We start from the raw sequence: 22128 nt of genomic DNA on the forward strand, positions 1-22128 counted from the left end.
AAACAGATTGCAACTGTTAATCATGATGGCTTTCATCTGATTAATCACTCAGCCGGTGCCGGTGGCTCCAGGTACTGCTGCCAGATCTGCTGGACAACCTCACGCTCTGCGCCAAATTGCTGCTCATCCACGTAGGCAGGTAAGCCCAATAAATTCAGGCGATGAATTTCATCTCGCATGCTGCAATAGGCCTGCTTGAGTGCAGTGGCCTGAGACAGACTCAGGATCTCATATTCAGCCATGGTATCGAAAATACGCACATTATCAGACCAGCGGGTTAACGCCTGCTCTTGGCTGGCATGTTGCAAAACCAGGTACTGAGCAATAAATTCGATATCGGTAATTCCGCCTTTATCTTGCTTCAGACCAAACATGCCGGCTTTCTTACTGCCCATATGCTCACGCATTTTGTGGCGCATCGCCACCACATCACTCTGCAGCTGCTGCGGCTCCCGGCATTGCATCAGGATCTGCCGGCGAACATCAACAAAACCCTGCTGCAAAGGCGCATCACCATACACCATGCGAGCACGCACGATGGCCTGATGCTCCCAGGTCCAGGCTTCTTTGTGCTGATATTCAGCAAAAGCTTCCATGGTGCTGACCAGCAGTCCGGATGCACCTGACGGGCGCAGACGAACATCAACCTCATACAGCACCCCAGATGAAGTACGGGTTGAGAACAGATGAACAATACGTTGTGCCAACCTCAGATAAAACTGACGGCCATCAATCTCTTTCTTTCCCGTGGTGTAAACATCAGCCGGGCAGTCGTGCAAAAATACTAAGTCAAGATCAGAACCATACCCTAGCTCCCAGCCACCGACCTTGCCATAACCAATCACGCCAAAGCCTTTGCCGTCACGATCTGCCAGGTGACTAGGTTCACCATATTTTTCCGCCATTTGCAGCCAGGCCTGATTCACCACAGCGGCAATAATCGCTTCGGACAAATAGGTTAGATGGTCGCTGACTTTCATCAAGGGCAGGGCACCGGCTATATCTGCCGCCGCAATACGCAGCAACTGCGCTTGCTTAAACTGACGAATCGCTTCCATCTGCTGTTCCATGTCTTCTTCAGGGATCCGCGCAAGATACTCTCGCAGCTCCTCCCCGTACTGGTTCAGCGGCGTTGGATTATAGAGATGCTTCGGATCAAGCAACTCATCAAGCAGAATAGGATATTGTGTCAGCTGGTTGGCAACCATCGGGCTGGCGGCGCACAGACGCACCAGCTGGTTTAATGCTGCCGGGTGCTCACTCAGCAATTCGAGATAAGTGGTACGGGTCGCGACACGAACAATCAACTTGATCACTCGCGCTAACACGGGTGCCGCATCCGGACGCAGCACGATCCGCGCCAGTACCTCCGGCATCAGTTTGGCCAGTACTTCCCGACCGCGAGGCCCTAGCGTACGCTTTGCCAGCTCAGCCTTCATTCCCAGCAAAGTACTGGCTTGCCCGGCCTTCTCCGGCGCATTCAGTTCCGCCAGAATATTAAGCACTACTTCTTCATTTTTCGCCATTGCCCACAACTCGTGGAATTGCGTATCCGCAGAACGCTGGGCGTCATCTTCTTCAGTACCAATAATGTGATCGAACACCTGATGTACGGCAGCCATATGCTGTTGAGTTGCGGCTTGCAAGCTTTGCCAGTCCTCATACCCCATTGCACATGCTAAGCGCATCTGATCCAGAGGTTTATCCGGTAAGGTTTGAGTTTGTTTGTCATCAATGGCTTGCAGCAAGTTTTCCAGCTTACGCAAGAAGCAATAGCCCTGTTCTAAATCGCTCACTTGCTCGGCAGGTAATAGTGCTAACTGTTTGATTGCCGATAATGTTTCCAGTAACCCCCGGCTGCGCAGGCTCGGCTCGCGGCCACCGCGTATTAACTGAAAGGTCTGAGCAATAAATTCAACTTCACGGATCCCGCCGGCACCCAGCTTAATGTTGTTGTGCAGGCCACGACGACGGACTTCACTGCTGATCATTGATTTCATCCGGCGTAATGACTGTATGGCACTGAAATCGATATAACGGCGGAAGACAAACGGCCGCAGCATCTGACGTAATTCCTGATACTGAGTAAAGCTTTCGCGCCCCATCACCCGCGCTTTAATCATTGCATAGCGCTCCCAGTCCCGTCCCTGTTCCTGGTAGTAATCTTCCAGCGCGGCATAACTCATCACCAGCGGGCCGCTGTCGCCAAAGGGCCGCAGACGCATATCAACCCGGTAACAGAAACCATCATATGTTTGCTGATCGAGCGCTTTGATCAGTCGCTGCCCAAGACGAGTAAAGAACTGTGAATTGGCGAGGCTGCGTCGCCCGCCCCGGGTCTCACCGTTTTCCGGAAACGTAAAAATCAAATCAATGTCAGATGAAAAATTCAATTCGCCACCGCCCAGCTTCCCCATCCCCAGAATGAGCATCGGCTGAACGTCACCGTCAGCATTGGACGGTGTGCCCCACTCTTTACAGCACTGGGTGTAGAGCCACTGATACGCTTCCATGATCAACGCTTCAGCGAGCAAAGAGAGGTGAGACAGGCTTTGTGCTAATGTGGCTTTCGCAGTGAAATCCCGCCAGCCAATCCATACCATTTCCTGACGACGAAATGCCCGTAACCGGCGCATAAGCCCCGCTTCATCCGTAGCCGTGGCCAGCAACTGCTGCAACTGATGACGGTAGTGTTCACCATGCTCAGCATCATCAACATGTTCAGCCAGCCAAGGTAATAGTTGCCCGTCACGGATAATCGAGCCAGTGATGAAATCACTCAACCCAATAACTTGATGCAACTCGGCTTGACGCTCTGCCGGCCATTGGGAAAGCAGCTCAGGGTGAGCATGTTGAAGTTTCTCCAGCGCTTTGGCTGAAGCGGCAGAAAGTAGATCAGGCTGCTCTTCATGTTGTGTCATAGCGGTTCCTTTGATTATTTCCCTGGCGAGCTGAATGGCTATGTGATACCAATTGCTACGATAGCATACAACAACGCCCACCAGAGGTGGGCGTTGTATCTTTAGTGGCAGGATTTGTTAACCAATCATATATTGCTTAATCAGATCTGGAACGCCTGAATTTTACCTTCCAGTTCATTGGCATGAGTTTGCATGGTATCTGATGTCTCAGAAAGCTCTGTAATGACCACGACTGATGCTTCTACCAGCTCGCGGACATTAGTCAGGTTCTGGTTCATCTCGTCGGCCACCGTCGTTTGCTGCTCGGCAGCAGAGGCGATATGGAAATTCATGTCATTGATGCGTTGTACCTGCTCAACAATTTTATCCAGCTCACCACCCGCACTGGTCACCAGATCGACACCTTCTGCCGCTTCCACCACACTCTGCTCCATCAGCGAAACCGCTTGTTGGGCACTGTTTTGCAGCTGGGAGATCATCTCCTGAATTTCAACGGTCGCTTTCTGGGTACGCTGCGCCAGGTTACGCACTTCATCGGCAACAACAGCAAAGCCACGACCTGCATCACCTGCACGAGCCGCTTCAATCGCCGCATTCAGTGCCAGTAAATTCGTTTGTTCAGAAATGCTCTGAATAGTCACAATCACACTGCCAATCTGCTCTACGCGTTCTTCAACCTGATTCACCGCCCCGGCTGACTGGCTGATATCCTGCGATAACTGATTAATGGTAACAATGGTCTGCGACACAAACTGCTGGCCTTGCGCCGCTTGTGCTGAGGTTCCTTCCGTTGTATTGGAGGCATCACGGGCATGTTCCGCAACAGTCTGTACTGTTGACGTCATCTCGCTCATTGCAGACGCCAGCTGATCAATTTCATTAAACTCTTCTTGGGCTGACTCTTTGGTTTCCACCATGCTGATAGACATCACTTCCGCCAATGCCGACAGCTCCGAAGACGTGTCACGCTGGCTCCCCATCACATCACGTAACTGAATACGGGTTTTCTCCAACTCTCGGGCTAAATCACCGTATTCATCGCGGCAATCCATTTCAATCGGCTGAGACAAGTCACGTGTTGCCAGAGACTTAATACTCTCAGCCAGGTACTGAGTCTGGCGCAGCATAATGCCAGAACCACCCAGTAGAATCACAATGAAAGCTGCAATCATCAAACCCGTTTGCCATGCCACCTGCACCAGAAAATCACGGTAATAGCTCTCAGCCTCAGAAGCCGATTGCGAAGCGACAACTACCCAATTCCAGTCTGGTAATTCAATCGCATATTCAAAGCGATCTTCATTATTCAGCACAATTGGACCCGCACCCGCATGTTGCATCAGGTAGCGAGGCAAATCCACACCCTGATCGGTAATATCGGTCAGCTCACTGATTGTGCGTGCGGTCGGATGGCCTAATACCTTACCGCTGTCACGCTCGACCAGATAAAAATAGGCGCCTTTTTGCCAGCTTTTCGCCTGCGCATTAATCGCCTGCTCAGCCAATTGTTTGCCGTCTTCACCCTGAGCGAGAAAAGTGCCCAGTAATGCGGCATTCGTTTGCGCCAGCTCTTCAGAGCGATCTTGCTGGATCTGCACCACCGACTGGTAGAAGGTATTTGCATCCCACAACTGCTTACCAATAAGCAGTATGGTACTAAAAACCATCAACACAATAAGCTTAGGCACGAGACGAATGTTCGTGAGTCCCTGTTCCCATGGTTTAAACACCATCGTTGCCATTTTTAATCTCCGTATTGTAAGCATGCCAGCCGTTAAAATTTATGTAATTTATAGTGATACAGAAATTTCAGGGCTCAAAATCAGAAGTTTGAACGAATTATTTTATAGCTCAAAACAATTAGGCTATTCTATATCCTTGCTGTGAATTACGAAAATTTAATGATGAAAAAGATCGATGCCGTCAAACATGAATTCAATCCGATAAGCCTGGTGGCTTGAGTACTCTCTTTTATGTCGGAGCAATTGCGACCAGCTTCATATTTATTCCGCAAGCTAAATATCTTTACACTCTTTCGTGGTCATCGACATCTTCATTTATCAGCTGTTCTGGTGAGCTCAATCATTGCGGATCCAAGCAAGCAAGCAGAAAGAGAACGGTGAGAGAAACAGAAACGCCCCATAACCGGGGCGTTTTAATGGATGCAGCTTAAATAGCAGGGGCTGGAAACATTAGGGCCAGTATGGGATCAGTTCGACCCCCATCTGGCGCGTCTGATCCATTGCATGGATCAATGACTCTTCTTTACGACTGAGCCATTTCTCAAGCTGTTTACGGTCATCGTCGTCGTACTGTTCGACCAGTGTTCGAACCGGCTCTAACTGGCGTAAATCTTCGATGCCACGTAACAAGTCTAACCACGGCATTCTGAACGCAGCACGTTTGTCTTCATCATACAGCTCGGCAAAACAAGTCCCGCTCATCAGGTTGCGAAATAATCGCGGCTGCTGGTCGAAATAATCAATCCGATTTAATAATCGCTGAGAAGGAAAAACGTCAAGTAACTCATCCCATGAACGCGATAGCACGCCATCAGCAAAAGGCTTGATACTGCCCGCTAATTTGATACGCGCTTTATCGTCAAGGAAAGGCTGCCAGCCTCGGCTTAAAATCCAACGGCTTAAATCAAGTAATAGACCACAATAACGAGCCGACGTCAGCAGCCGCAAGATATCATCCGTCTCGGGTAACGCTTCAAACCGTGTTTGCAGCTGCTTCTGGAGTGACTTACGCATATTAAGCTTTTTCAGCACCTGGCCTTTCTCTGCTAATAGCTGCGTAATGCTGGCCGCTTCTTCCAGCCAATCCAGCTCACCTTCCAGCCAGTGCAGTTCTTGACGCAACAACGCACTCGCCCGGCGAGGGATCAAGCCACCAAATACCACCAGCGCCTGACGAATTAACCCTAACGCCTGGCTGATTTGGTGCAGCGATTCTTGATCTTGGCACTCAACATAAATCTGTTCATGATAATGCCAGTGGGCCAACGCATGCTCTAAGGTGTTGACGAAAACCGCCTCAACCGACTCCTGGGCGTTGACGGCGACAAAAGGCAACGCTTTCACCTCATCACCGCTATAACCTGCAGCCAGGCGGTAACCACGGGCAGCCTTGCTTAAATTGCCCAGACGCATGCCGCCTTCTGCACATAACTCGCGTGCGAGCGTAAACAACGCATCGGTTTGACCGGATTTAAGTTCTAATTCAACTTCACAGATAGAGTCAGTTTTACCATTCGTACTCACTTCCCCCTGATCAAAAGCCAATTCGATCTGGCTACCATCTGGCATGGCGATCAGCCATTGCTGACGTTCAAAGTCAGTAGAAAACAGAGGGTTGAGCTGTTGCTGCACGTGAGCAACATTAACGCTCTCTGGCCATGCATCGTCAGGATGCAAGAAGAGATCAGGCTCGGTACCATTGGTTTCAGCGTTATATTCAGGACGTTGGTGCAACCCTGCAACCACCCGTCCAGCGGTCTTCAAGGTCTGAACAAAAACATCATCAAACCGACGGATCCGCAGGCCAATATCGTGCTGGCGAAGAATTTGGTCTGGTGTATCAAAGTAGATATTGCCTAAAATTCGGCTACTTTGCTGCAAAATTTTCGCATCGGCAATCACACGTAGAAGCTGATTCGAAAATTCTGGTGAGACGAAAAACTTCAGTTCTATCTCGGTTTCCATAGTTGTCCCTATAAACAGTGGCAAACCAAGGATATTTCCTTATGTGCCCGGGGGCAAGTGAGAAATATCAACAATACCTTGATCAAAAGAGGTTCCCCTCCCCTAACTTATACGTTAACATGCGCGCCTCAATGACCATCGCTCAAGAATTAGCCATTTAAGGCACTCTCTAGGTTGATCGGCTATGCCAGTAAATACAATTATGGGGCTCTTTGCTAAATCCCCAATCAAACCACTGCAACGTCACGTTACTCGCGTAAATGAATGTTGCGATTTGCTCGTTCCGTTCTTCGAGGCATGTCATGCCGGAGACTGGGATAAAGCATCTAACTTACGTGAACAGATCTCGCAGCTTGAAAAAGATGCTGATGTGTTGAAGCGTGAGATCCGTCTGAAACTTCCTCGCGGTCTTTTCATGCCAGTCGATCGTACTGACATGCTGGGGCTTCTAACTCAACAGGATAAACTAGCTAATCTGTCCAAAGATATCGCAGGTCGTGTCTTAGGTCGTCAGCTACAAATCCCTGCCACCATGTATCCTGATTTCGTCGCATACGTCCAACGTTGTCTTGACGCAGCTGACCAAGCTCGTCGAGTGATCAACGAACTGGACGAACTGCTGGAAACGGGTTTCAAAGGCAGAGAAGTAACGCTCGTGGCTGAAATGATTAATCAGCTTGATGTCATCGAAGATGATACTGACAGCATGCAGATTGTGTTGCGTCAACAACTTATGTCCATCGAAGACCAATATAACCCGGTGGATGTAATGTTCCTGTATAAAATTCTCGAGTGGATTGGCGGTATCGCTGATCAGGCACAACGTGTCGGCTCGCGACTGGAAATCATGCTATCGCGTTCATAAACGTCGAGAATTTAACAATAACAAGGTTTTACAATGGAAATCCTGGCTAACTACGGCACCATTCTTATGGTGCTGGCGGGTATCTTTGGTCTTTTGATGGCGTTTGGTATTGGTGCAAATGATGTTGCCAATGCCATGGGTACTTCAGTAGGTTCAAAAGCACTTACCGTTAAACAAGCAATCATCATTGCGATGATCTTCGAATTCGCAGGTGCTTACCTTGCAGGTGGAGAAGTCACTGATACCATCCGCAAAGGTGTTATCGACATGTCATTCTATACTGCCCAACCAGAAGTTCTGGTTTACGGCATGATGTCTGCGCTTCTTGCTGCCGGTACATGGCTACTGCTCGCTTCTTATATGGGCTGGCCAGTATCAACAACACACTCCATCATCGGTGCTATCATCGGTTTTGCCTGCGTGTCTGTCGGTACTGAGGCTGTTGACTGGAATTCAGTACAAGGCATTGTTGGTAGCTGGCTTATCACACCGTTCATTTCGGGCTTTTTTGCCTATGTGATATTTAACAGTGCTCAACGTCTAATCTTTGATACTGATAACCCCTTGATAAATGCTAAGCGTTTTGTACCTATTTATATGTTTATCACTGCGATGGTCATTGCGTTGGTAACAATTAAGAAAGGTCTGAAACACGTTGGTTTACATCTATCAAGTGGTGAAGCTTGGGCTGCATCGATTGCTGTATCTACTGTGATTATGATCTTTGGTTATATATATATCAGTAAAAAATACACAGACGATGGCAGCTCTGTTGATAGCAACGGCTATGCTGGCGTAGAACGTGTATTCAGCCTGTTAATGGTTGTTACAGCGTGTGCGATGGCATTTGCTCATGGCTCTAACGACGTAGCGAATGCGATTGGTCCACTATCAGCGGTTGTATCAACGATTCAGAATATGGGTCAAATTACCGCGAAAAGTGCCATTGCATGGTGGATTCTGCCATTAGGCGGCATCGGTATCGTTATCGGTCTGGCAACAATGGGCCATAAAGTAATGGCAACCGTTGGTACTGGTATTACGGAGCTTACACCGAGCCGAGGCTTTGCTGCTCAGTTAGCAACAGCATCAACGGTAGTATTAGCTTCTGGTACAGGTTTGCCAATCTCGACAACACAAACGTTAGTTGGTGGTGTTATCGGCGTTGCTTTTGCCCGTGGTATTGCAGCATTGAACTTAGGTGTGGTACGTAACATCGTCGCATCTTGGGTTGTAACGCTGCCAGCTGGTGCCCTGCTTGCAGTCATTTTCTTCTATGTAATGCAAGCTATCTTTGGTTAAAAGTGGCTCAGGTTCAAAAGAGGGAGGCTTTGCCTCCCTTTTTCTTGCACCCAAGAGATAATCTTTTTAGTATCTGTGCTCTTAAAGAATACAGGCTCCTCAAGGATCAAATTGTGAAGCATCTAATCAGCATTTTATTATTAGCTTTCGCTGTTGTGGCCGTACCCGTGAAAGCAGAGCAGGTTCGTTATATTTCAGACGACCTGTTCACCTATATGCACCGCGGCCCAGGCACCCAATTCCGTATTATGGGTAGTGTGAATGCCGGCACCAAAGTCACGCTACTGAAAACCGATAAAGAAGCCGGTTTTAGTCAAGTCACGGATGATCGCGGCCGTAGCGGCTGGGTTGATTCAAAGTTCATTTCCCGTCAGGTTGGTCTGAAAGACCGTGTTCCTGCACTGGAAACGGAGCTTAAAAAAGTCAAAACAGCACTTGCAGAAGCGACTAAATCAAGCGATGAGCAAAATGCTGGTCTTAAAAATTCACTGAAATTACGTAATACGCAGATCAGTGAACTGGAAGAGCAGAACATTAATCTCAATGATCAGTTAACGTCATCTCAGGCTGAAATTCGCGAGCTACGCGCGAAGATCGATACTCAGAAAGACGACTTGCTGATGAAGTGGTTTACTTATGGCGGCATGGTCGCTGGCGTAGGTTTATTGCTAGGTCTGGTTCTGCCACACCTGATCCCTCGTCGCCGCAAGCGTAATAACGGTTGGGCATAATCTGATTTTATCGGATTAAGATCCCTGTTATACAAAAATGGCAGCCTGATGGCTGCCATTTTTTATTCTAATGCTTTTGTGACGCGGCTATTCCGACCATTACCACTCAGACAATGCAGGCATCACAATATGGTATGACTCAAAATCAAACACCACCTGACGGGGGTCGATACGGCGTAATATCACCCCAGGTGCCAATTCATCCCCTTCAAAAGCTTCCCGGCCATTCACTTTCACCCAACGGCTATTCGCTGTTGATGAGTAGATATGGGTTTGAAAATCGAGTTTTGGCATTCTATTCTGCACCGAGGCAGGTAAGTCACCAATGGTGATCGCGGCCAGCGCTTTAACGTGATCAGACGTTGTGCTTTCATTCACAGTTTCCGCTTCTTCTTGCTGTGGCTCAGCATCTGTCGCGGCAATCGCTGATTTCAGTTGCTGCGCTAACTCCGGTGACAGCTCCGAAAGGTCAAGATCGTCAAGCTCCCAATTATCTGAACGGGTATTGTTGCTGGCTGTATCAGCGACTATACCGCTACTGCGCCCATTACGCCCGCCATCCGTGACCGCTTCATTCTGATAAGAGCGGCTGTCCTGATCATAAGCATGGCCAGGAGTCACAGCATAAGACATATCACCCACCGCTAACGGTTCGGTGACCAGATCCGGGTAAGGCAGAAATTCAACGCCAGGGATCTTGTCAGCGATGACTGGCACTGCTGCCAGCATGGCATTACGCTCTACCGGGATCACCGCCACAGATACAGGTGTTAGCGCCGGTGACAATGATTGAGTTTGCGTAGCTGGCATCTGCTGGGTATAGGCAATCGCCCCCGCCACTGGCAAGGCGACAATCAGCGCTGGCAGTAACCAGGTCGGTAAACGACGAGGCTGGCGAATGGCTTTGAGCGAGCTGACCATTCCCAGATTAGCCGGCTGATAAGCAGCCCCCGAATGGTGGCTTGTTGTCTGATGGTGAGCAGAATGACTTTGCGCCGAATGACTTTGTTCTGATAGCTCAATTGCATTAAGCAAATTCGACATTAACTTTTCTCCGGTTGCAGCGTAGGGCCCGGCAAGTTCAGCGCGGAATCCAGCACCATCAGGGTCATAGGCCCCGCAATACCATCTGCAGTAAGATCTTGTGAACGCTGGAAGCGACGCAGGTTCTCCAGCACCGATTGATCGAAATAATTCTGATTATTTTGTATATTGCCAAGAAAAACATTGAGCTGCTGATTCATCCACTCAACCCTTGGGCCACGCTGGCCATAACGAATGCTGGCTTTACTCCCCAGAGGCGGGCGCCATAGCAAGGTATAATCCCCTTGCCAGTGCCGTTCAAACCAGCGATGTTCCACCGCGATCCGCTCTCCGCCAAACAACAGCTCTACCGTTTTACTGTTCAAGGCGTAGATCACGGCATAGTAATCCCGCTGCTGGTTGTCGCGCAGCGTTACCATGACAGGGCGGTTGATAATATTAAGTTGTTCTAACCGGGTCTTACCCTGATGACAGGTTAGCTGGATACGCTGGCTGGTTGCACAATTCGCCTGGTTAAGCGCCGTATCATACCCCCAGAGCTGATACAGGGTCTGCATGGCCTGACGCTCATAGCGACTCTGATTGATCGCTTGCTGTAACTTTTCAGCCTGCGTGGCGACGGGTTCAGGTGTGACGATTGGCTGAGGCTGAGATTCAGGCTGTAAGACCTCAGCGGGTGGCGTGATGTGAGCCGATGGCGTTTGCTGAGCAGAAAGCTGCTCACTGCTTGCCAGGGTAAGCGAAGCCGTCTGTTGAAAATGCCAATATAACACTCCAGCAGATAATACGGCCCCCAATGCAATGGCGCCCCCCCAACGTACGATACCCGAGTTTCGCCCGGCATGTTGACGACTGCCACCGTTCTGGTGAGTTGTCGGCAGCTGCCAGCTCAATGTGTCTTCGCACGCTTTGGTTACCATGGCCTTAGTAACCTGATGGCTGGCATGCTGGCATGCCTGCAGCATTGATTTATCACACACCAGGTTGATCAGCCGCGGGATCCCATTGGTCGCTTTGGCTATCTGGCGGATCAGTGCCGGCTCAAACACCGGGTGCAGACAGTTAACAGCATGCAGGCGATAATTGACGTATTCTCCCACTTCATCAGTGGTCAGTGGTAGCAGGTGATAACGGGAAGTAATACGCTGCGCCAGCTGACGCAAGCGATCTTGCTGTAATAACTGCTGTAATTCAGGCTGACCAATCAGCACTACCTTTAACAGCTTACGACTGTCGGTTTCTAAATTAGTCAGCAGACGTAACTGCTCCAGCACGTCAGGCATCAGGTGCTGAGCTTCATCAACCAGCAGCAGGGTTTGCTTCCCCTGGCTGTGGTTTGCTAATAAGTGGTGGTAAATCTTGTCGGTTAATACTTTAAAGCTGGCCTCCTCCGAGTAACTCAAACCCAGCTCATCACAGATCGCCGCCAGCAAATCATGAGCTGATAAGGCGGGATTAAGGATAACTGCAACTTGCGTTTCCTGAGTTAGTCGAGAAACCAATGCCCGCAGTACGGTCGTTTTTCCCGTTCCGACCTCCCCGGTCAACAACGCGAACCCGCCGCCGTCTGACAGACCGGCCAGCATATGAGTTAATGCTTCCCTGTGTCGCTCACTGAGATAGAGAAAGCGAGCGCTGGGCACAATTGAAAATGGCGCTTCAGTTATCCCGAAAAAATCCTTGTACATACCTTATACTCTTGTACCTGATCCACACAGATTAAATTACCTGTGATGACTGCCATTGTATACCTTGATGCCGTATTGAAGCGACCAATGACGCAAAAGGTAGTCATTCAACAGACGTTATAGCTATTCAATCAGCACGATAGGAGTAAAAATTGCAGACATATCTTGTTGGTGGTGCGGTACGCGACGCACTACTGGGATTATCGGTCGAAGATAAAGACTGGGTTGTTGTCGGAACCAGCCCCGAGCAAATGCTGGCGCAGGGGTATAGCCAGGTTGGCAGTGACTTCCCGGTGTTTCTGCACCCCAAAACGAAACAAGAATACGCCCTTGCCCGTACCGAACGAAAATCAGGTCACGGCTACACCGGATTTGTCTGTTACGCTGCACCAGATGTCACCCTGGAGCAGGATCTGCTGCGCCGGGATCTGACCATCAATGCCATTGCTCAGGCTGACGACGGGACACTGGTAGATCCCTATAACGGCCAGCAGGATCTTAACAATAAAACCTTACGCCATGTCTCACCGGCATTCGCCGAAGATCCTCTGCGGGTATTGCGCGTGGCTCGCTTTGCCGCCCGCTTCGCCCATCTCGGTTTTACCGTGGCTGCAGAAACCATCGCCTTAATGCAAGAGATGGTCATCACTGGTGAATTAGCCGCTTTAACCCCCGAGCGGGTATGGAAAGAATGGGAAAAATCCCTCTCGACCCAGCACCCTGAGATCTTTTTGACTGTCCTGCGCCAGTGCGGAGCACTGGGGATCGTTATGCCTGAAATTGATGCCTTGTTTGGCGTACCACAGCCGGAACAGTGGCATCCGGAAATTGACTCCGGACTCCACACATTGCTGGTGACGCAACAGGCCGCGTTATTAAGCCAGGATAAGGCGATCCGCTTTGCCGCCCAGGTACATGATTTAGGGAAGGCGTTAACCCCCGAAGAAGAGCTGCCAAGCCATAACACGCATTGCCATACCGGTTTAAAGGCAATAACGGCGCTATGCCAGCGCTTGCGGATCCCCAATGATTATCGGGATGCCGCACTGATGGTCTGTGCTCAGCATACTAAAATACACCTTGCCAATGAGATGCGCCCGGCAACCTTTATCAAAATATTGGATCAGATAGATTGCTGGCGAAAACCCGAACGGGTTAACCAATTAGCCCTGTGCTGCCGGGCTGATGCGCGTGGCAGAACAGGTCATGAACAGGATGAATACCGACAAGCTGATATTTTAGTTGCCGCGTTCACCGCCGCCCAAGGTGTTGCCGTCAAACCGATTGTCGAGGCCGGCTTTAAAGGGAAAGAGATCAAAGAACAGCTCGCTATTCGTCGTACTGTTGCTGTTGAGGAAGCGCTGAAACCGCTGCGCTTCAAGCAATAACGCCGCTCCAGTCCCCATCAAAACACAAAGCCCGGCAATATCTGCCGGGCTTTGTTATTTTAAGAAACTGTGTCGTCACAATTGTGCACTGCGATTCAACACCGCTATGACTGGGTCAGCAAAAACGCAATCAGACCACCACCCAATAGCAGACGGTAGATAACAAACGGCATCATGCCCATACGTGTTACCAGCTTAAGGAACACATGGATACAGGCATAAGCACTGATGAAAGATACCGCTATACCGATGTTTAACGCACCAAAATCGACGGGTTCACCGCTGGTCACCAGCTTCGTACCAAGATAGCCGCCAGCCAGCAGAATAATTGGGATCGACATCAGAAACGAAAAGCGGGCTGCCGCTTCACGGGTAAACCCCAAATGTAACGCTGCCGTCATGGTCGCCCCTGAACGCGACGTTCCCGGGATCATTGCAGCGGCTTGTGAGAAGCCGATAAACAGCGAGCGTTTCCAGCCAACCTGATACTCATCATCTTGCTGAGTTGCACGTTTATCTACCCACCATAACAACAAGCCGAACACGATGGTCGTACAGGCAATAACCCAGGCTGAGCGCAGATACAGCTCAATAATATCTTTCATGAACAAGCCAAAAATACAGGCCGGAATTGTCGCCAGTACAATCATCCAGGCCAGTTTAGCTTCTGCGCTGCGATGGCCTTTGAAAATCGATCCAACCCAGGCCGATAACAAGGCCACCACTTCTTTGCGGAAGTACAAGATCACCGCCGCCAACGTACCTACGTGCACGGCGACATCAAATGCTAATCCCTGATCGTTCCATCCGAACACCTCGGAAGGCAAGATCAGGTGGGCCGAGCTTGAAATAGGAAGAAATTCTGTCAGCCCCTGGATCAGGGCCAGCATAAATGCTTCAAAATGACTCATTAATTATCCTCTGTTACTAATTCTACCGGCCACAAGGCTTGAGAATGTTCAAATACCTGCCATAACTGCCCGATGGTACGATCATCACCCGGGATCGCGAGATCAGGGCAAAGCTCCGCCATCGGCCATAAAACAAAAGCAAATTTATAAAGATCTGAACGTGGGACAGCGGGGGCAGCCTCACGTAATACCTCACCGAACAACAAGATATCCAAGTCTAACGTTCGGCTTTGATTTTTTTGTGCATTCGGCGCTCGCCCGTATTGCAGCTCCAGCTTTTTCAGCGTCTGCTGCAACGTATCAAGTGCCAGCGAAGTGTCTATTTCAACCACGCAATTAAAAAAATTGGGGCCGGCAAAGCCCACCGGTTCCGCTTCAAATGTGCGAGACGCCCGGTAATGCGTACCCAGTTTTCTCAGCTCAGTCATTGCCGCCTGAATATGGTACTCACGCTCAATATTGGATCCCAGGCTGATATAAACGATGGTCACTTGCTGCCTCTCTCGATCTGGACCCCGACACCACGGGCATTAACAACTGCGCCGGGTTTTGTGACACGCACCTTCAGCCAAGGGACAGAAAACTGGTTCATAATCAGACTCGCGACTTCTTCCGCCACCCGCTCTACCAGTAAAAAACGGCCATTCTGAATATGGTCCGTCACTGCGGTACTTACCGCGGCGTAATCCAATGCATAGGCCACATCATCACTGTTTGCAGCCGGGCGGTTATCGTGCGCCATTTCCAAATCGAGCACGAGTTTCTGTTTTATTTCTTGTTCCCAGTCATACGCCCCGATCGTGGTGATGACTTCAAGATGTTCGATAAATACTAAATCCATGTTCAATCGCTAATTTTGTTAGAGGTCGGATACCTAATGTGAGCAAAAGCGCGTATTATCAGGTCGTAATCGTCAAAAATTATGACATTCATTCGTCAGGTCATCATATTGCATGTCAACCTGGAGTGGCACTATACCACAGGAGTGAATATCTGGGATGGAACCGGGTGATTATCATCACGATAACGCCTGAATGACACGGCAGCGATGTTATCGCTACCCAGCTGGAATTTTGCATGACGCCATTAGTTCTTCTGATCATCATTGGAGCCTACCTGTTAGGCTCCATATCGAGTGCGGTCTTAATCAGCCGGTTCTATGGAATGCCCGATCCTCGCGACTCAGGCTCTGGTAATCCTGGGGCGACAAATGTCTTACGCCTGGGCGGCAAAAAAGCCGCAACCATGGTGCTGTTCTGCGATATCATGAAAGGTATGCTGCCGGTCTGGCTCAGTTACTACCTCAACATCAACCCATTCTTACTAGGCATTATCGGTATTGCCGCTTGTCTCGGCCATATCTATCCAATTTTCTTTCATTTTCGGGGCGGCAAAGGGGTTGCGACCGCTTTGGGGGCACTGGCGCCGATTGGCTGGGATCTCAGTGGAATGCTGATTGGAACCTGGTTGCTGGCCGTATTTATTACCGGCTATTCATCGCTTGCTTCACTGATCACCGCATTAGCTGCGCCGATGCTGACCTGGATGGTAAAACCGGAATACACCATGCCGGTCGCAATGCTGTCTTGTCTGATTGTGCTCCGCCACCATGACAATGTACGTCGTCTGCTGGAAGGTAAAGAGACTAAAATCTGGAAAAAAATAAGCCGCAAAACCAAACCCGGATCGAGTTGATTAGTGCGGCTCTGTCTACTTGCAGCGATGACTCAGTTGTTCACCGGCTCCAGCTGATCAATCGGCCAGCGCGGGTAGGCTTTCACCGCCAGATCCATGGATTCCTGGTTCTTCAGGCGCTGCATACCAGCATAGGCAATCATCGCACCATTATCGGTACAGAACTCAGTACGCGGATAAAAAACCTCACCCTGCATCTTGGTCATCAGTGCCTTTAATTCCTGACGTAAGTATTTATTCGCACTCACACCGCCAGCAATCACTAACCGTTTCAGGCCGGTTTGTTTTAACGCACGCTTACATTTAATAGCCAGCGTATCAACGACGGCCTCCTGGAAGGCAAAGGCAATATCAGCACGGGTCTGTTCATCGCTCTCATTGGCACGGATGGTGTTTGCCGCAAAGGTTTTCAAACCAGAAAAGCTGAAATCCAGCCCCGGACGACCGGTCATCGGTCGCGGAAACTTAAAGCGTCCTTGGGTGCCTTTTTCAGCCAGCTTTGATAACAACGGGCCACCAGGATAGTCCAGCCCCATCAATTTTGCTGTTTTATCAAAAGCTTCACCTGCTGCATCATCAACGGACTCACCCAGGATCTGGTAGTCCCCAATGCCTTTAACTTCCACCAGCATGGTATGACCGCCAGAAACCAGCAGTGCCACAAATGGAAATTCAGGTGCATTGTCTTCCAGCATAGGAGCCAGCAAGTGACCCTCCATATGGTGTACCGCGACTGCGGGTAAGTCCCATGCATATGCCAGGCTGCGACCTATGGTTGCACCCACTAACAATGCCCCCACCAGACCAGGCCCTGCGGTATAGGCCACACCATCAAGATCAGCAGGTGTTAGCCCTGCTTTTTTCAACGCTTCTTTGATCAGCGGAATGGTTTTTTTCACATGATCACGCGACGCCAGCTCTGGTACCACACCGCCATAATCAGCGTGCAGTTTTACCTGACTATAAAGCTCATGTGACAGCAGACCTTTTTCATCATCGAAAATTGCAACGCCTGTTTCGTCACAGGAGGTTTCGATGCCCAGTATACGCATAACAACCTCTATACTATTAGAGTGCCAACCTGATTAAATATGTCGCCCTTTCAGAGCAATTAACGAGTCAGATTGGTATTTAGGGGAGTAATTGTGGGCCATGTTACCGCCCTTGACAGAAATTAACCAGTTCATGGTTGCAGAATGCTTTACAAATGCCCCCTAATCAGATTAGAATTTCGCACCATTTTTAATAAGCTGACACTCTTCGACTGTCAGCGTTAAACCGAATCACTCTGAGGTGAGTATTACATGCCAGTAATCAAAGTACGTGAAAACGAACCGTTTGACGTAGCACTACGTCGTTTCAAGCGCTCTTGCGAAAAAGCAGGTGTTCTTTCTGAAGTACGTCGTCGTGAGCACTTCGAAAAGCCAACAACTGTACGTAAGCGTGCGAAAGCAGCGGCAGTTAAGCGTCACCTGAAGAAATTGGCTCGCGAAAACGCGCGTCGCGTTCGTCTGTACTAATCGTCAGATAACGAAAGGATCGCGTAATGACTCTGATTGAACGTCTGAAAGACGAACAAAAAACGGCAATGAAGGCGAGAAATAAACCTCGCCTTGGTGCCATCCGCTTAGTTCTTGCTGCTATTAAGCAACGTGAAGTTGACGAAAGAATAACGCTTTCTGATGACGATGTTGTTGGCGTATTAACTAAGATGGTTAAGCAACGCCGTGACTCTGTAGCTCAATATGAAGCTGCAAGTCGTCAGGATCTTGCTGATGTTGAGCTGGCTGAAATTACAGTACTTGAAGAATTTATGCCTCAACCACTGAGCGGCGACGAAGTTGCCGCTCTGCTGGATGAAGCAATTGCTTCTACAGGTGCTGCCAGCATGCAAGACATGGGTAAGCTAATGGGCGTGCTAAAACCGCTGATTCAGGGTCGTGCCGACATGGGTAAAGTTAGTCAATTAGTGAAAGCTAAACTAGGCTAAAACTAACCCAGCTCTACAACAAGCCGTGCTATCCATCAGGAATGCGCGGCTTGTTTGTATTTTACCTTCATCATTTTTCAGTCTATTTTTACACTCTATTCCCATAATTATTTTCAGGTATAACTCATTGTATGGCAGGAAGAATCCCTCGTTCATTTATTGATGATCTCATCACACGACATGACATCGTGGATGTCATCGATGCGCGAGTGAAGCTAAAGAAACAAGGTAAAAACTTCGGTGCCTGTTGCCCTTTCCATAATGAGAAAACCCCTTCCTTTTCTGTCAGTCAGGAAAAGCAGTTCTATCACTGTTTTGGCTGTGGTGTGCACGGTAACGTGCTTGACTTCGTCATGGAGTTTGACAGGCTTGAGTTTGTCGAAGCCATTGAAGAGCTCGCCTCACAACTCGGTCTTGAAGTTCCCCGAGAAGACGGCGGCAAACCTTCAGGTCCACGTACTGCAGAAAAAAGAAGCCTGTATGATCAGATGGGTTTAATTTCACAGTTTTACCAATCTCAACTGCGTACTCCTGATGGACAAGTCGCGATCGATTATCTGAAAAATCGAGGCTTATCCGGTGAAGTAGTACAAAAATTTGGGATCGGTTATATCCCCGATCAATGGGATATGGTTCGTAGCCGTTTTGGCCGGGATCCTGAATCGCAAAAATCACTTGTCACCACCGGCATGTTGATCGAAAACGATAATGGTCGTCGTTATGACCGTTTCCGTGGCCGAGTGATGTTTCCGATCCATGATCGCCGCGGGCGCGTCATTGGTTTTGGGGGACGAGTCTTAGGAGATGGTACCCCTAAGTACCTTAACTCACCGGAAACCCCGATATTCCATAAAGGCCGCGAATTGTACGGCCTATATGAAGTGTTGCAAGCCCACAGGGAACCAGAAAAGCTCTTGGTTGTCGAAGGGTATATGGACGTCGTTGCCCTTGCGCAATTTGGGGTTGATTATGCCGTGGCCTCTCTGGGAACCGCCACCACAGGTGATCATATCCAGACTCTGTTTCGCCAGACCAGTACTGTCGTCTGTTGTTATGACGGTGATCGGGCTGGCCGGGAAGCTGCGTGGCGTGCAATGGAGCAGGGACTGCCCTATTTGACCGATGGGCGTCAGTTGAAATTCATGTTCTTACCCGATGGTGAAGACCCGGATTCCTGTATTCGCAGTGAGGGGCAAGAAGCATTCGAACAACGTACCAGCCAGGCAATGCCCCTGACAGAGTTTTTATTTAATACCCTGATGCAACAGGTTGATACCAGCAGCAATGAAGGTAAAGCCAAACTCAGCACCCTGGCGGTTCCGCTGATCGATAAAGTGCCAGGTGGGACGCTGCGACTATACTTACGTGAGCAGCTTGGAAAAAAGTTAGGTTTACCAGACGAAACACAACTTCAACAGCTAATATCAAGACAAGGTGTTGAAACTAAAAAAGTTGGCCAACCCGAAATCAAGCGAACACCAATGCGTGAGGTTATCGCATTGCTGATCCAGAAGCCGCATTTTGTCAACAGCCTCGAATTTGACATGGCTGCATTTGAAGGAATTAACGTGACAGGGTTAAATTTATTGCTATCAATAGTTGATAAATGCCGAGCTAACCCCAATATCACCACAGGCCAGTTACTAGAGTACTGGCGTGGCAATAAGCAAGAACCCATGATGGCCCGTTTGGCTGCATGGGAATTACCTCTGTCAAAAGACGAGGATAACACTCTAGATGTATTTTTAGACGCAATGGACAAAGTAATTGGCCAGTGCGTTAAACAACAAATCGAAAAATTGCAGGCTAAATCGAATACCGTCGGCTTATCAGTCGAAGAAAAGCAGGAGTTGCAGTTACTATTACTGAACCGTCCTGGCTAGTATGTAGTCAACAATTAAGAAATTTGTTATAGTTAATGGTTTGCATCTCTGCACACTAAATTCTCACTCAGACCCGAAGTTGGATATCGTCTATGGAGCAAAATCCGCAGTCTCAGCTAAAGTTACTTGTCGCTAAAGGCAAAGAGCAAGGCTATCTGACCTACGCCGAAGTAAATGATCACCTACCGGAAGACATTGTTGATTCCGATCAGGTTGAAGACATTATCCAGATGATCAATGACATGGGTATTAAGGTAGTGGAAACCGCACCTGATGCCGATGAAATGATGATGACTGAAGATAATGCAGATGAAGACGCCGTCGAAGCGGCGGCCCAAGCGTTATCTAGCGTAGAAAGCGAGATCGGTCGTACCACTGACCCGGTTCGTATGTACATGCGTGAAATGGGTACGGTTGAACTACTTACCCGTGAAGGCGAGATTGATATCGCAAAACGCATTGAAGATGGTATCAACCAGGTTCAGTGTTCAGTAGCTGAGTATCCTTCTGCAATCGCTCACCTGTTAGAGCAATTTGATAAAGTTGAAGCCGACGAGCTTCGTCTGACCGACATTATTTCTGGTTTTGTTGATCCTAACGATGAGGGAACAACTGCACCAACCGCGACACACGTCGGTTCAGAGCTAAGCAAAACAGATCTTGAAGATGAAGATAAAGATCTTGAAAAAAGTGACGGCGACGACGACGAAGAAGAAGAAGAAGATACTGGTATTGATCCAGAGTTAGCTCGCGAGAAATTCTTAGAGCTACGTAACTCTTATGAAAAAATGGCGACAGCGATTACTACTCACGGCCGCCACAATGCGAAGACCGAAGTAGCAGTTGAAGAGCTGTCTGATATTTTCAAGCAGTTCCGCCTGATCCCAAAACAGTTTGATAAGCTTGTTCGCTCACTACGCGACTCCATGGATAAAGTACGCACCAATGAGCGTCTTATCATGCGTATGTGTGTCGACAACAGCAAAATGCCAAAGAAAACCTTTGTTAAATTCTTTGCCGGCAACGAATCCTCAAGTGAATGGATTGATGAAGCACTGAATTCTGGCAAGCCGTATGCCGAGCGTTTGAAGAACTACGAAGAAGATCTTCGTCGCGCATCATATAAGCTGAGAATACTGGAAAAAGAGACTGGCCTCTCAATCGTACGTATTAAAGATATCAGCCGTCGTATGTCTATCGGTGAAGCGAAAGCCCGCCGAGCGAAGAAAGAGATGGTTGAAGCGAACTTACGTCTGGTTATCTCGATTGCGAAGAAATACACCAACCGTGGTCTGCAATTCTTGGATCTGATCCAGGAAGGCAACATTGGTCTAATGAAAGCGGTAGACAAGTTCGAATACCGTCGTGGTTATAAGTTCTCAACTTATGCTACATGGTGGATCCGTCAGGCTATCACTCGTTCGATTGCTGACCAAGCGCGTACTATCCGTATTCCAGTACACATGATTGAAACGATCAACAAACTGAATCGTATCTCTCGCCAAATGCTACAGGAAATGGGTCGTGAGCCTATACCGGAAGAACTGGCTGAGCGCATGCAAATGCCTGAAGACAAGATCCGTAAAGTGCTTAAGATTGCCAAAGAGCCTATCTCAATGGAGACCCCGATTGGTGATGATGAAGATTCACACCTAGGTGATTTCATTGAAGATAACACGCTACAGCTTCCAATGGATGCCGCGACAGCAACGAACTTGCGCGGAGCAACTAACGATGTTCTAGCAGGCTTAACGCCACGTGAAGCTAAAGTCCTTCGTATGCGTTTCGGTATCGATATGAACACTGACCACACCCTAGAGGAAGTGGGTAAGCAGTTCGACGTAACGCGTGAGCGTATTCGTCAGATCGAAGCGAAAGCACTGCGTAAACTGCGTCACCCAAGCCGTTCAGACGTGCTGCGCAGTTTCCTTGACGAGTAATCGTTGAGTTTGCAATAAGAAAAGCGAGCCTTCGGGTTCGCTTTTTTATTTCCGCCCTCCTGC

Annotated in this window: 18 protein-coding genes; 9 read left to right on the forward strand and 9 right to left on the reverse strand. The window is 49.0% G+C overall.

The genetic code is table 11. The features are described from left to right. Positions 1-44: 44 nt before the first annotated feature. The 3 genes from glnE to L4D76_RS08230 form a co-directional block, all read right to left on the reverse strand. Complete coding sequence (glnE, locus tag L4D76_RS08220) at positions 45-2921, reverse strand: bifunctional [glutamate--ammonia ligase]-adenylyl-L-tyrosine phosphorylase/[glutamate--ammonia-ligase] adenylyltransferase (RefSeq protein WP_428440432.1); 2877 nt, start codon at positions 2919-2921, stop codon at positions 45-47. 140 nt (positions 2922-3061) lie between these two features. Further along, the gene (locus tag L4D76_RS08225) at positions 3062-4663 is read right to left on the reverse strand and encodes a methyl-accepting chemotaxis protein (RefSeq protein ID WP_428440433.1); all 1602 of its coding nucleotides are present in this window, start codon (positions 4661-4663) and stop codon (positions 3062-3064) included. Positions 4664-5113: 450 nt separating this feature from the next. Further along, complete coding sequence (locus L4D76_RS08230; protein WP_428440434.1) at positions 5114-6628, reverse strand: CYTH and CHAD domain-containing protein; 1515 nt, start codon at positions 6626-6628, stop codon at positions 5114-5116. A 184-nt stretch (positions 6629-6812) separates the two neighbouring features. Here L4D76_RS08230 and L4D76_RS08235 point away from each other — a divergent pair, with 184 nt between their 5' ends. The 3 genes from L4D76_RS08235 (at position 6813) to L4D76_RS08245 (ending at position 9526) form a co-directional block, all read left to right on the forward strand. Then, the gene (locus L4D76_RS08235; RefSeq protein WP_428440435.1) at positions 6813-7493 is read left to right on the forward strand and encodes a TIGR00153 family protein; all 681 of its coding nucleotides are present in this window, start codon (positions 6813-6815) and stop codon (positions 7491-7493) included. 33 nt (positions 7494-7526) lie between these two features. Beyond that, positions 7527-8795 carry an inorganic phosphate transporter gene (locus tag L4D76_RS08240; RefSeq protein ID WP_428440436.1) on the forward strand — a complete coding sequence of 423 codons (1269 nt, stop codon included), beginning with the start codon at positions 7527-7529 and terminating at the stop codon, positions 8793-8795. A gap of 113 nt (positions 8796-8908) precedes the next feature. After that, entirely contained in the window at positions 8909-9526 is a 618-nt protein-coding gene (locus L4D76_RS08245; RefSeq protein ID WP_428440437.1) for a TIGR04211 family SH3 domain-containing protein, read from the forward strand. Positions 9527-9625: 99 nt separating this feature from the next. On the opposite strand, the gene L4D76_RS08250 is transcribed toward L4D76_RS08245, so the two are convergent. After that, positions 9626-10570 (reverse strand): general secretion pathway protein GspB, encoded by a 945-nt coding sequence (locus L4D76_RS08250; protein WP_428440438.1) that lies wholly within the window; start codon positions 10568-10570, stop codon positions 9626-9628. Further along, positions 10570-12258, reverse strand: a complete 1689-nt coding sequence (locus L4D76_RS08255; RefSeq protein ID WP_428440439.1) for an ExeA family protein — start codon at positions 12256-12258, stop codon at positions 10570-10572. Before L4D76_RS08255 ends, L4D76_RS08250 begins: the two co-directional genes overlap by 1 nt. A gap of 152 nt (positions 12259-12410) precedes the next feature. On the opposite strand from L4D76_RS08255, the gene L4D76_RS08260 reads away from it, so the two are divergent. Continuing rightward, positions 12411-13646, forward strand: coding sequence for a multifunctional CCA addition/repair protein (locus tag L4D76_RS08260; protein WP_428440440.1), 1236 nt, complete (start codon positions 12411-12413; stop codon positions 13644-13646). Positions 13647-13750: 104 nt separating this feature from the next. On the opposite strand, the gene L4D76_RS08265 is transcribed toward L4D76_RS08260, so the two are convergent. From L4D76_RS08265 to folB, 3 genes are read right to left on the reverse strand one after another with little or no spacing between them, the layout of a single operon-like run. Next, positions 13751-14557: an undecaprenyl-diphosphate phosphatase gene (locus tag L4D76_RS08265; protein ID WP_428440441.1), complete on the reverse strand. Its 807-nt coding sequence runs from the start codon at positions 14555-14557 to the stop codon at positions 13751-13753. Beyond that, positions 14557-15048, reverse strand: a complete 492-nt coding sequence (gene folK, locus L4D76_RS08270) for a 2-amino-4-hydroxy-6-hydroxymethyldihydropteridine diphosphokinase (RefSeq protein ID WP_428440442.1) — start codon at positions 15046-15048, stop codon at positions 14557-14559. The genes L4D76_RS08265 and folK overlap by 1 nt, the downstream gene beginning before the upstream one ends. Beyond that, positions 15045-15398 carry a dihydroneopterin aldolase gene (gene folB, locus L4D76_RS08275; protein WP_428440443.1) on the reverse strand — a complete coding sequence of 118 codons (354 nt, stop codon included), beginning with the start codon at positions 15396-15398 and terminating at the stop codon, positions 15045-15047. Before folB ends, folK begins: the two co-directional genes overlap by 4 nt. A 236-nt stretch (positions 15399-15634) precedes the next feature. Between folB and plsY the strand changes: the two genes are divergently transcribed. Further along, positions 15635-16252, forward strand: a complete 618-nt coding sequence (gene plsY, locus L4D76_RS08280; RefSeq protein WP_428440444.1) for a glycerol-3-phosphate 1-O-acyltransferase PlsY — start codon at positions 15635-15637, stop codon at positions 16250-16252. A gap of 32 nt (positions 16253-16284) precedes the next feature. Here the strand turns inward: plsY and tsaD are convergent, their stop codons facing one another. Next, a complete protein-coding gene (tsaD, locus tag L4D76_RS08285; protein ID WP_428440445.1) occupies positions 16285-17304 on the reverse strand; it encodes a tRNA (adenosine(37)-N6)-threonylcarbamoyltransferase complex transferase subunit TsaD in 1020 nt (339 codons plus the stop codon). A 252-nt stretch (positions 17305-17556) separates the two neighbouring features. Between tsaD and rpsU the strand changes: the two genes are divergently transcribed. From rpsU to rpoD, 4 genes are all read left to right on the forward strand, one after another. After that, the gene (rpsU, locus tag L4D76_RS08290) at positions 17557-17772 is read left to right on the forward strand and encodes a 30S ribosomal protein S21 (RefSeq protein WP_062691783.1); all 216 of its coding nucleotides are present in this window, start codon (positions 17557-17559) and stop codon (positions 17770-17772) included. Positions 17773-17798: 26 nt separating this feature from the next. Beyond that, positions 17799-18242, forward strand: a complete 444-nt coding sequence (locus tag L4D76_RS08295; protein ID WP_428440446.1) for a GatB/YqeY domain-containing protein — start codon at positions 17799-17801, stop codon at positions 18240-18242. Between the two features lie 131 nt (positions 18243-18373). Beyond that, a complete protein-coding gene (gene dnaG / locus L4D76_RS08300) occupies positions 18374-20125 on the forward strand; it encodes a DNA primase (protein WP_428440447.1) in 1752 nt (583 codons plus the stop codon). A 92-nt stretch (positions 20126-20217) separates the two neighbouring features. Beyond that, positions 20218-22065 carry an RNA polymerase sigma factor RpoD gene (gene rpoD / locus L4D76_RS08305; RefSeq protein WP_428440448.1) on the forward strand — a complete coding sequence of 616 codons (1848 nt, stop codon included), beginning with the start codon at positions 20218-20220 and terminating at the stop codon, positions 22063-22065. The last annotated feature ends 63 nt before the right edge of the window (positions 22066-22128 follow it).

The organism is Photobacterium sagamiensis (assembly GCF_050337085.1).
Lineage (GTDB): Bacteria > Pseudomonadota > Gammaproteobacteria > Enterobacterales > Vibrionaceae > Photobacterium > Photobacterium sagamiensis.

Bases quoted from the DNA above. Each gene is read 5' to 3' on its own strand.
- L4D76_RS08225 (WP_428440433.1), bottom strand. From the start codon at position 4,663: ATGGCAACGATGGTGTTTAAACCATGGGAACAGGGACTCACGAACATT.
- glnE (WP_428440432.1), bottom strand. From the start codon at position 2,921: ATGACACAACATGAAGAGCAGCCTGATCTACTTTCTGCCGCTTCAGCC.
- L4D76_RS08235 (WP_428440435.1), top strand. From the start codon at position 6,813: ATGCCAGTAAATACAATTATGGGGCTCTTTGCTAAATCCCCAATCAAA.
- rpoD (WP_428440448.1), top strand. From the start codon at position 20,218: ATGGAGCAAAATCCGCAGTCTCAGCTAAAGTTACTTGTCGCTAAAGGC.
- rpsU (WP_062691783.1), top strand. From the start codon at position 17,557: ATGCCAGTAATCAAAGTACGTGAAAACGAACCGTTTGACGTAGCACTA.
- L4D76_RS08230 (WP_428440434.1), bottom strand. From the start codon at position 6,628: ATGGAAACCGAGATAGAACTGAAGTTTTTCGTCTCACCAGAATTTTCG.
- dnaG (WP_428440447.1), top strand. From the start codon at position 18,374: ATGGCAGGAAGAATCCCTCGTTCATTTATTGATGATCTCATCACACGA.
- L4D76_RS08265 (WP_428440441.1), bottom strand. From the start codon at position 14,557: ATGAGTCATTTTGAAGCATTTATGCTGGCCCTGATCCAGGGGCTGACA.
- folB (WP_428440443.1), bottom strand. From the start codon at position 15,398: ATGGATTTAGTATTTATCGAACATCTTGAAGTCATCACCACGATCGGG.
- L4D76_RS08250 (WP_428440438.1), bottom strand. From the start codon at position 10,570: ATGTCGAATTTGCTTAATGCAATTGAGCTATCAGAACAAAGTCATTCG.
- tsaD (WP_428440445.1), bottom strand. From the start codon at position 17,304: ATGCGTATACTGGGCATCGAAACCTCCTGTGACGAAACAGGCGTTGCA.
- L4D76_RS08255 (WP_428440439.1), bottom strand. From the start codon at position 12,258: ATGTACAAGGATTTTTTCGGGATAACTGAAGCGCCATTTTCAATTGTG.
- L4D76_RS08295 (WP_428440446.1), top strand. From the start codon at position 17,799: ATGACTCTGATTGAACGTCTGAAAGACGAACAAAAAACGGCAATGAAG.
- L4D76_RS08240 (WP_428440436.1), top strand. From the start codon at position 7,527: ATGGAAATCCTGGCTAACTACGGCACCATTCTTATGGTGCTGGCGGGT.
- plsY (WP_428440444.1), top strand. From the start codon at position 15,635: ATGACGCCATTAGTTCTTCTGATCATCATTGGAGCCTACCTGTTAGGC.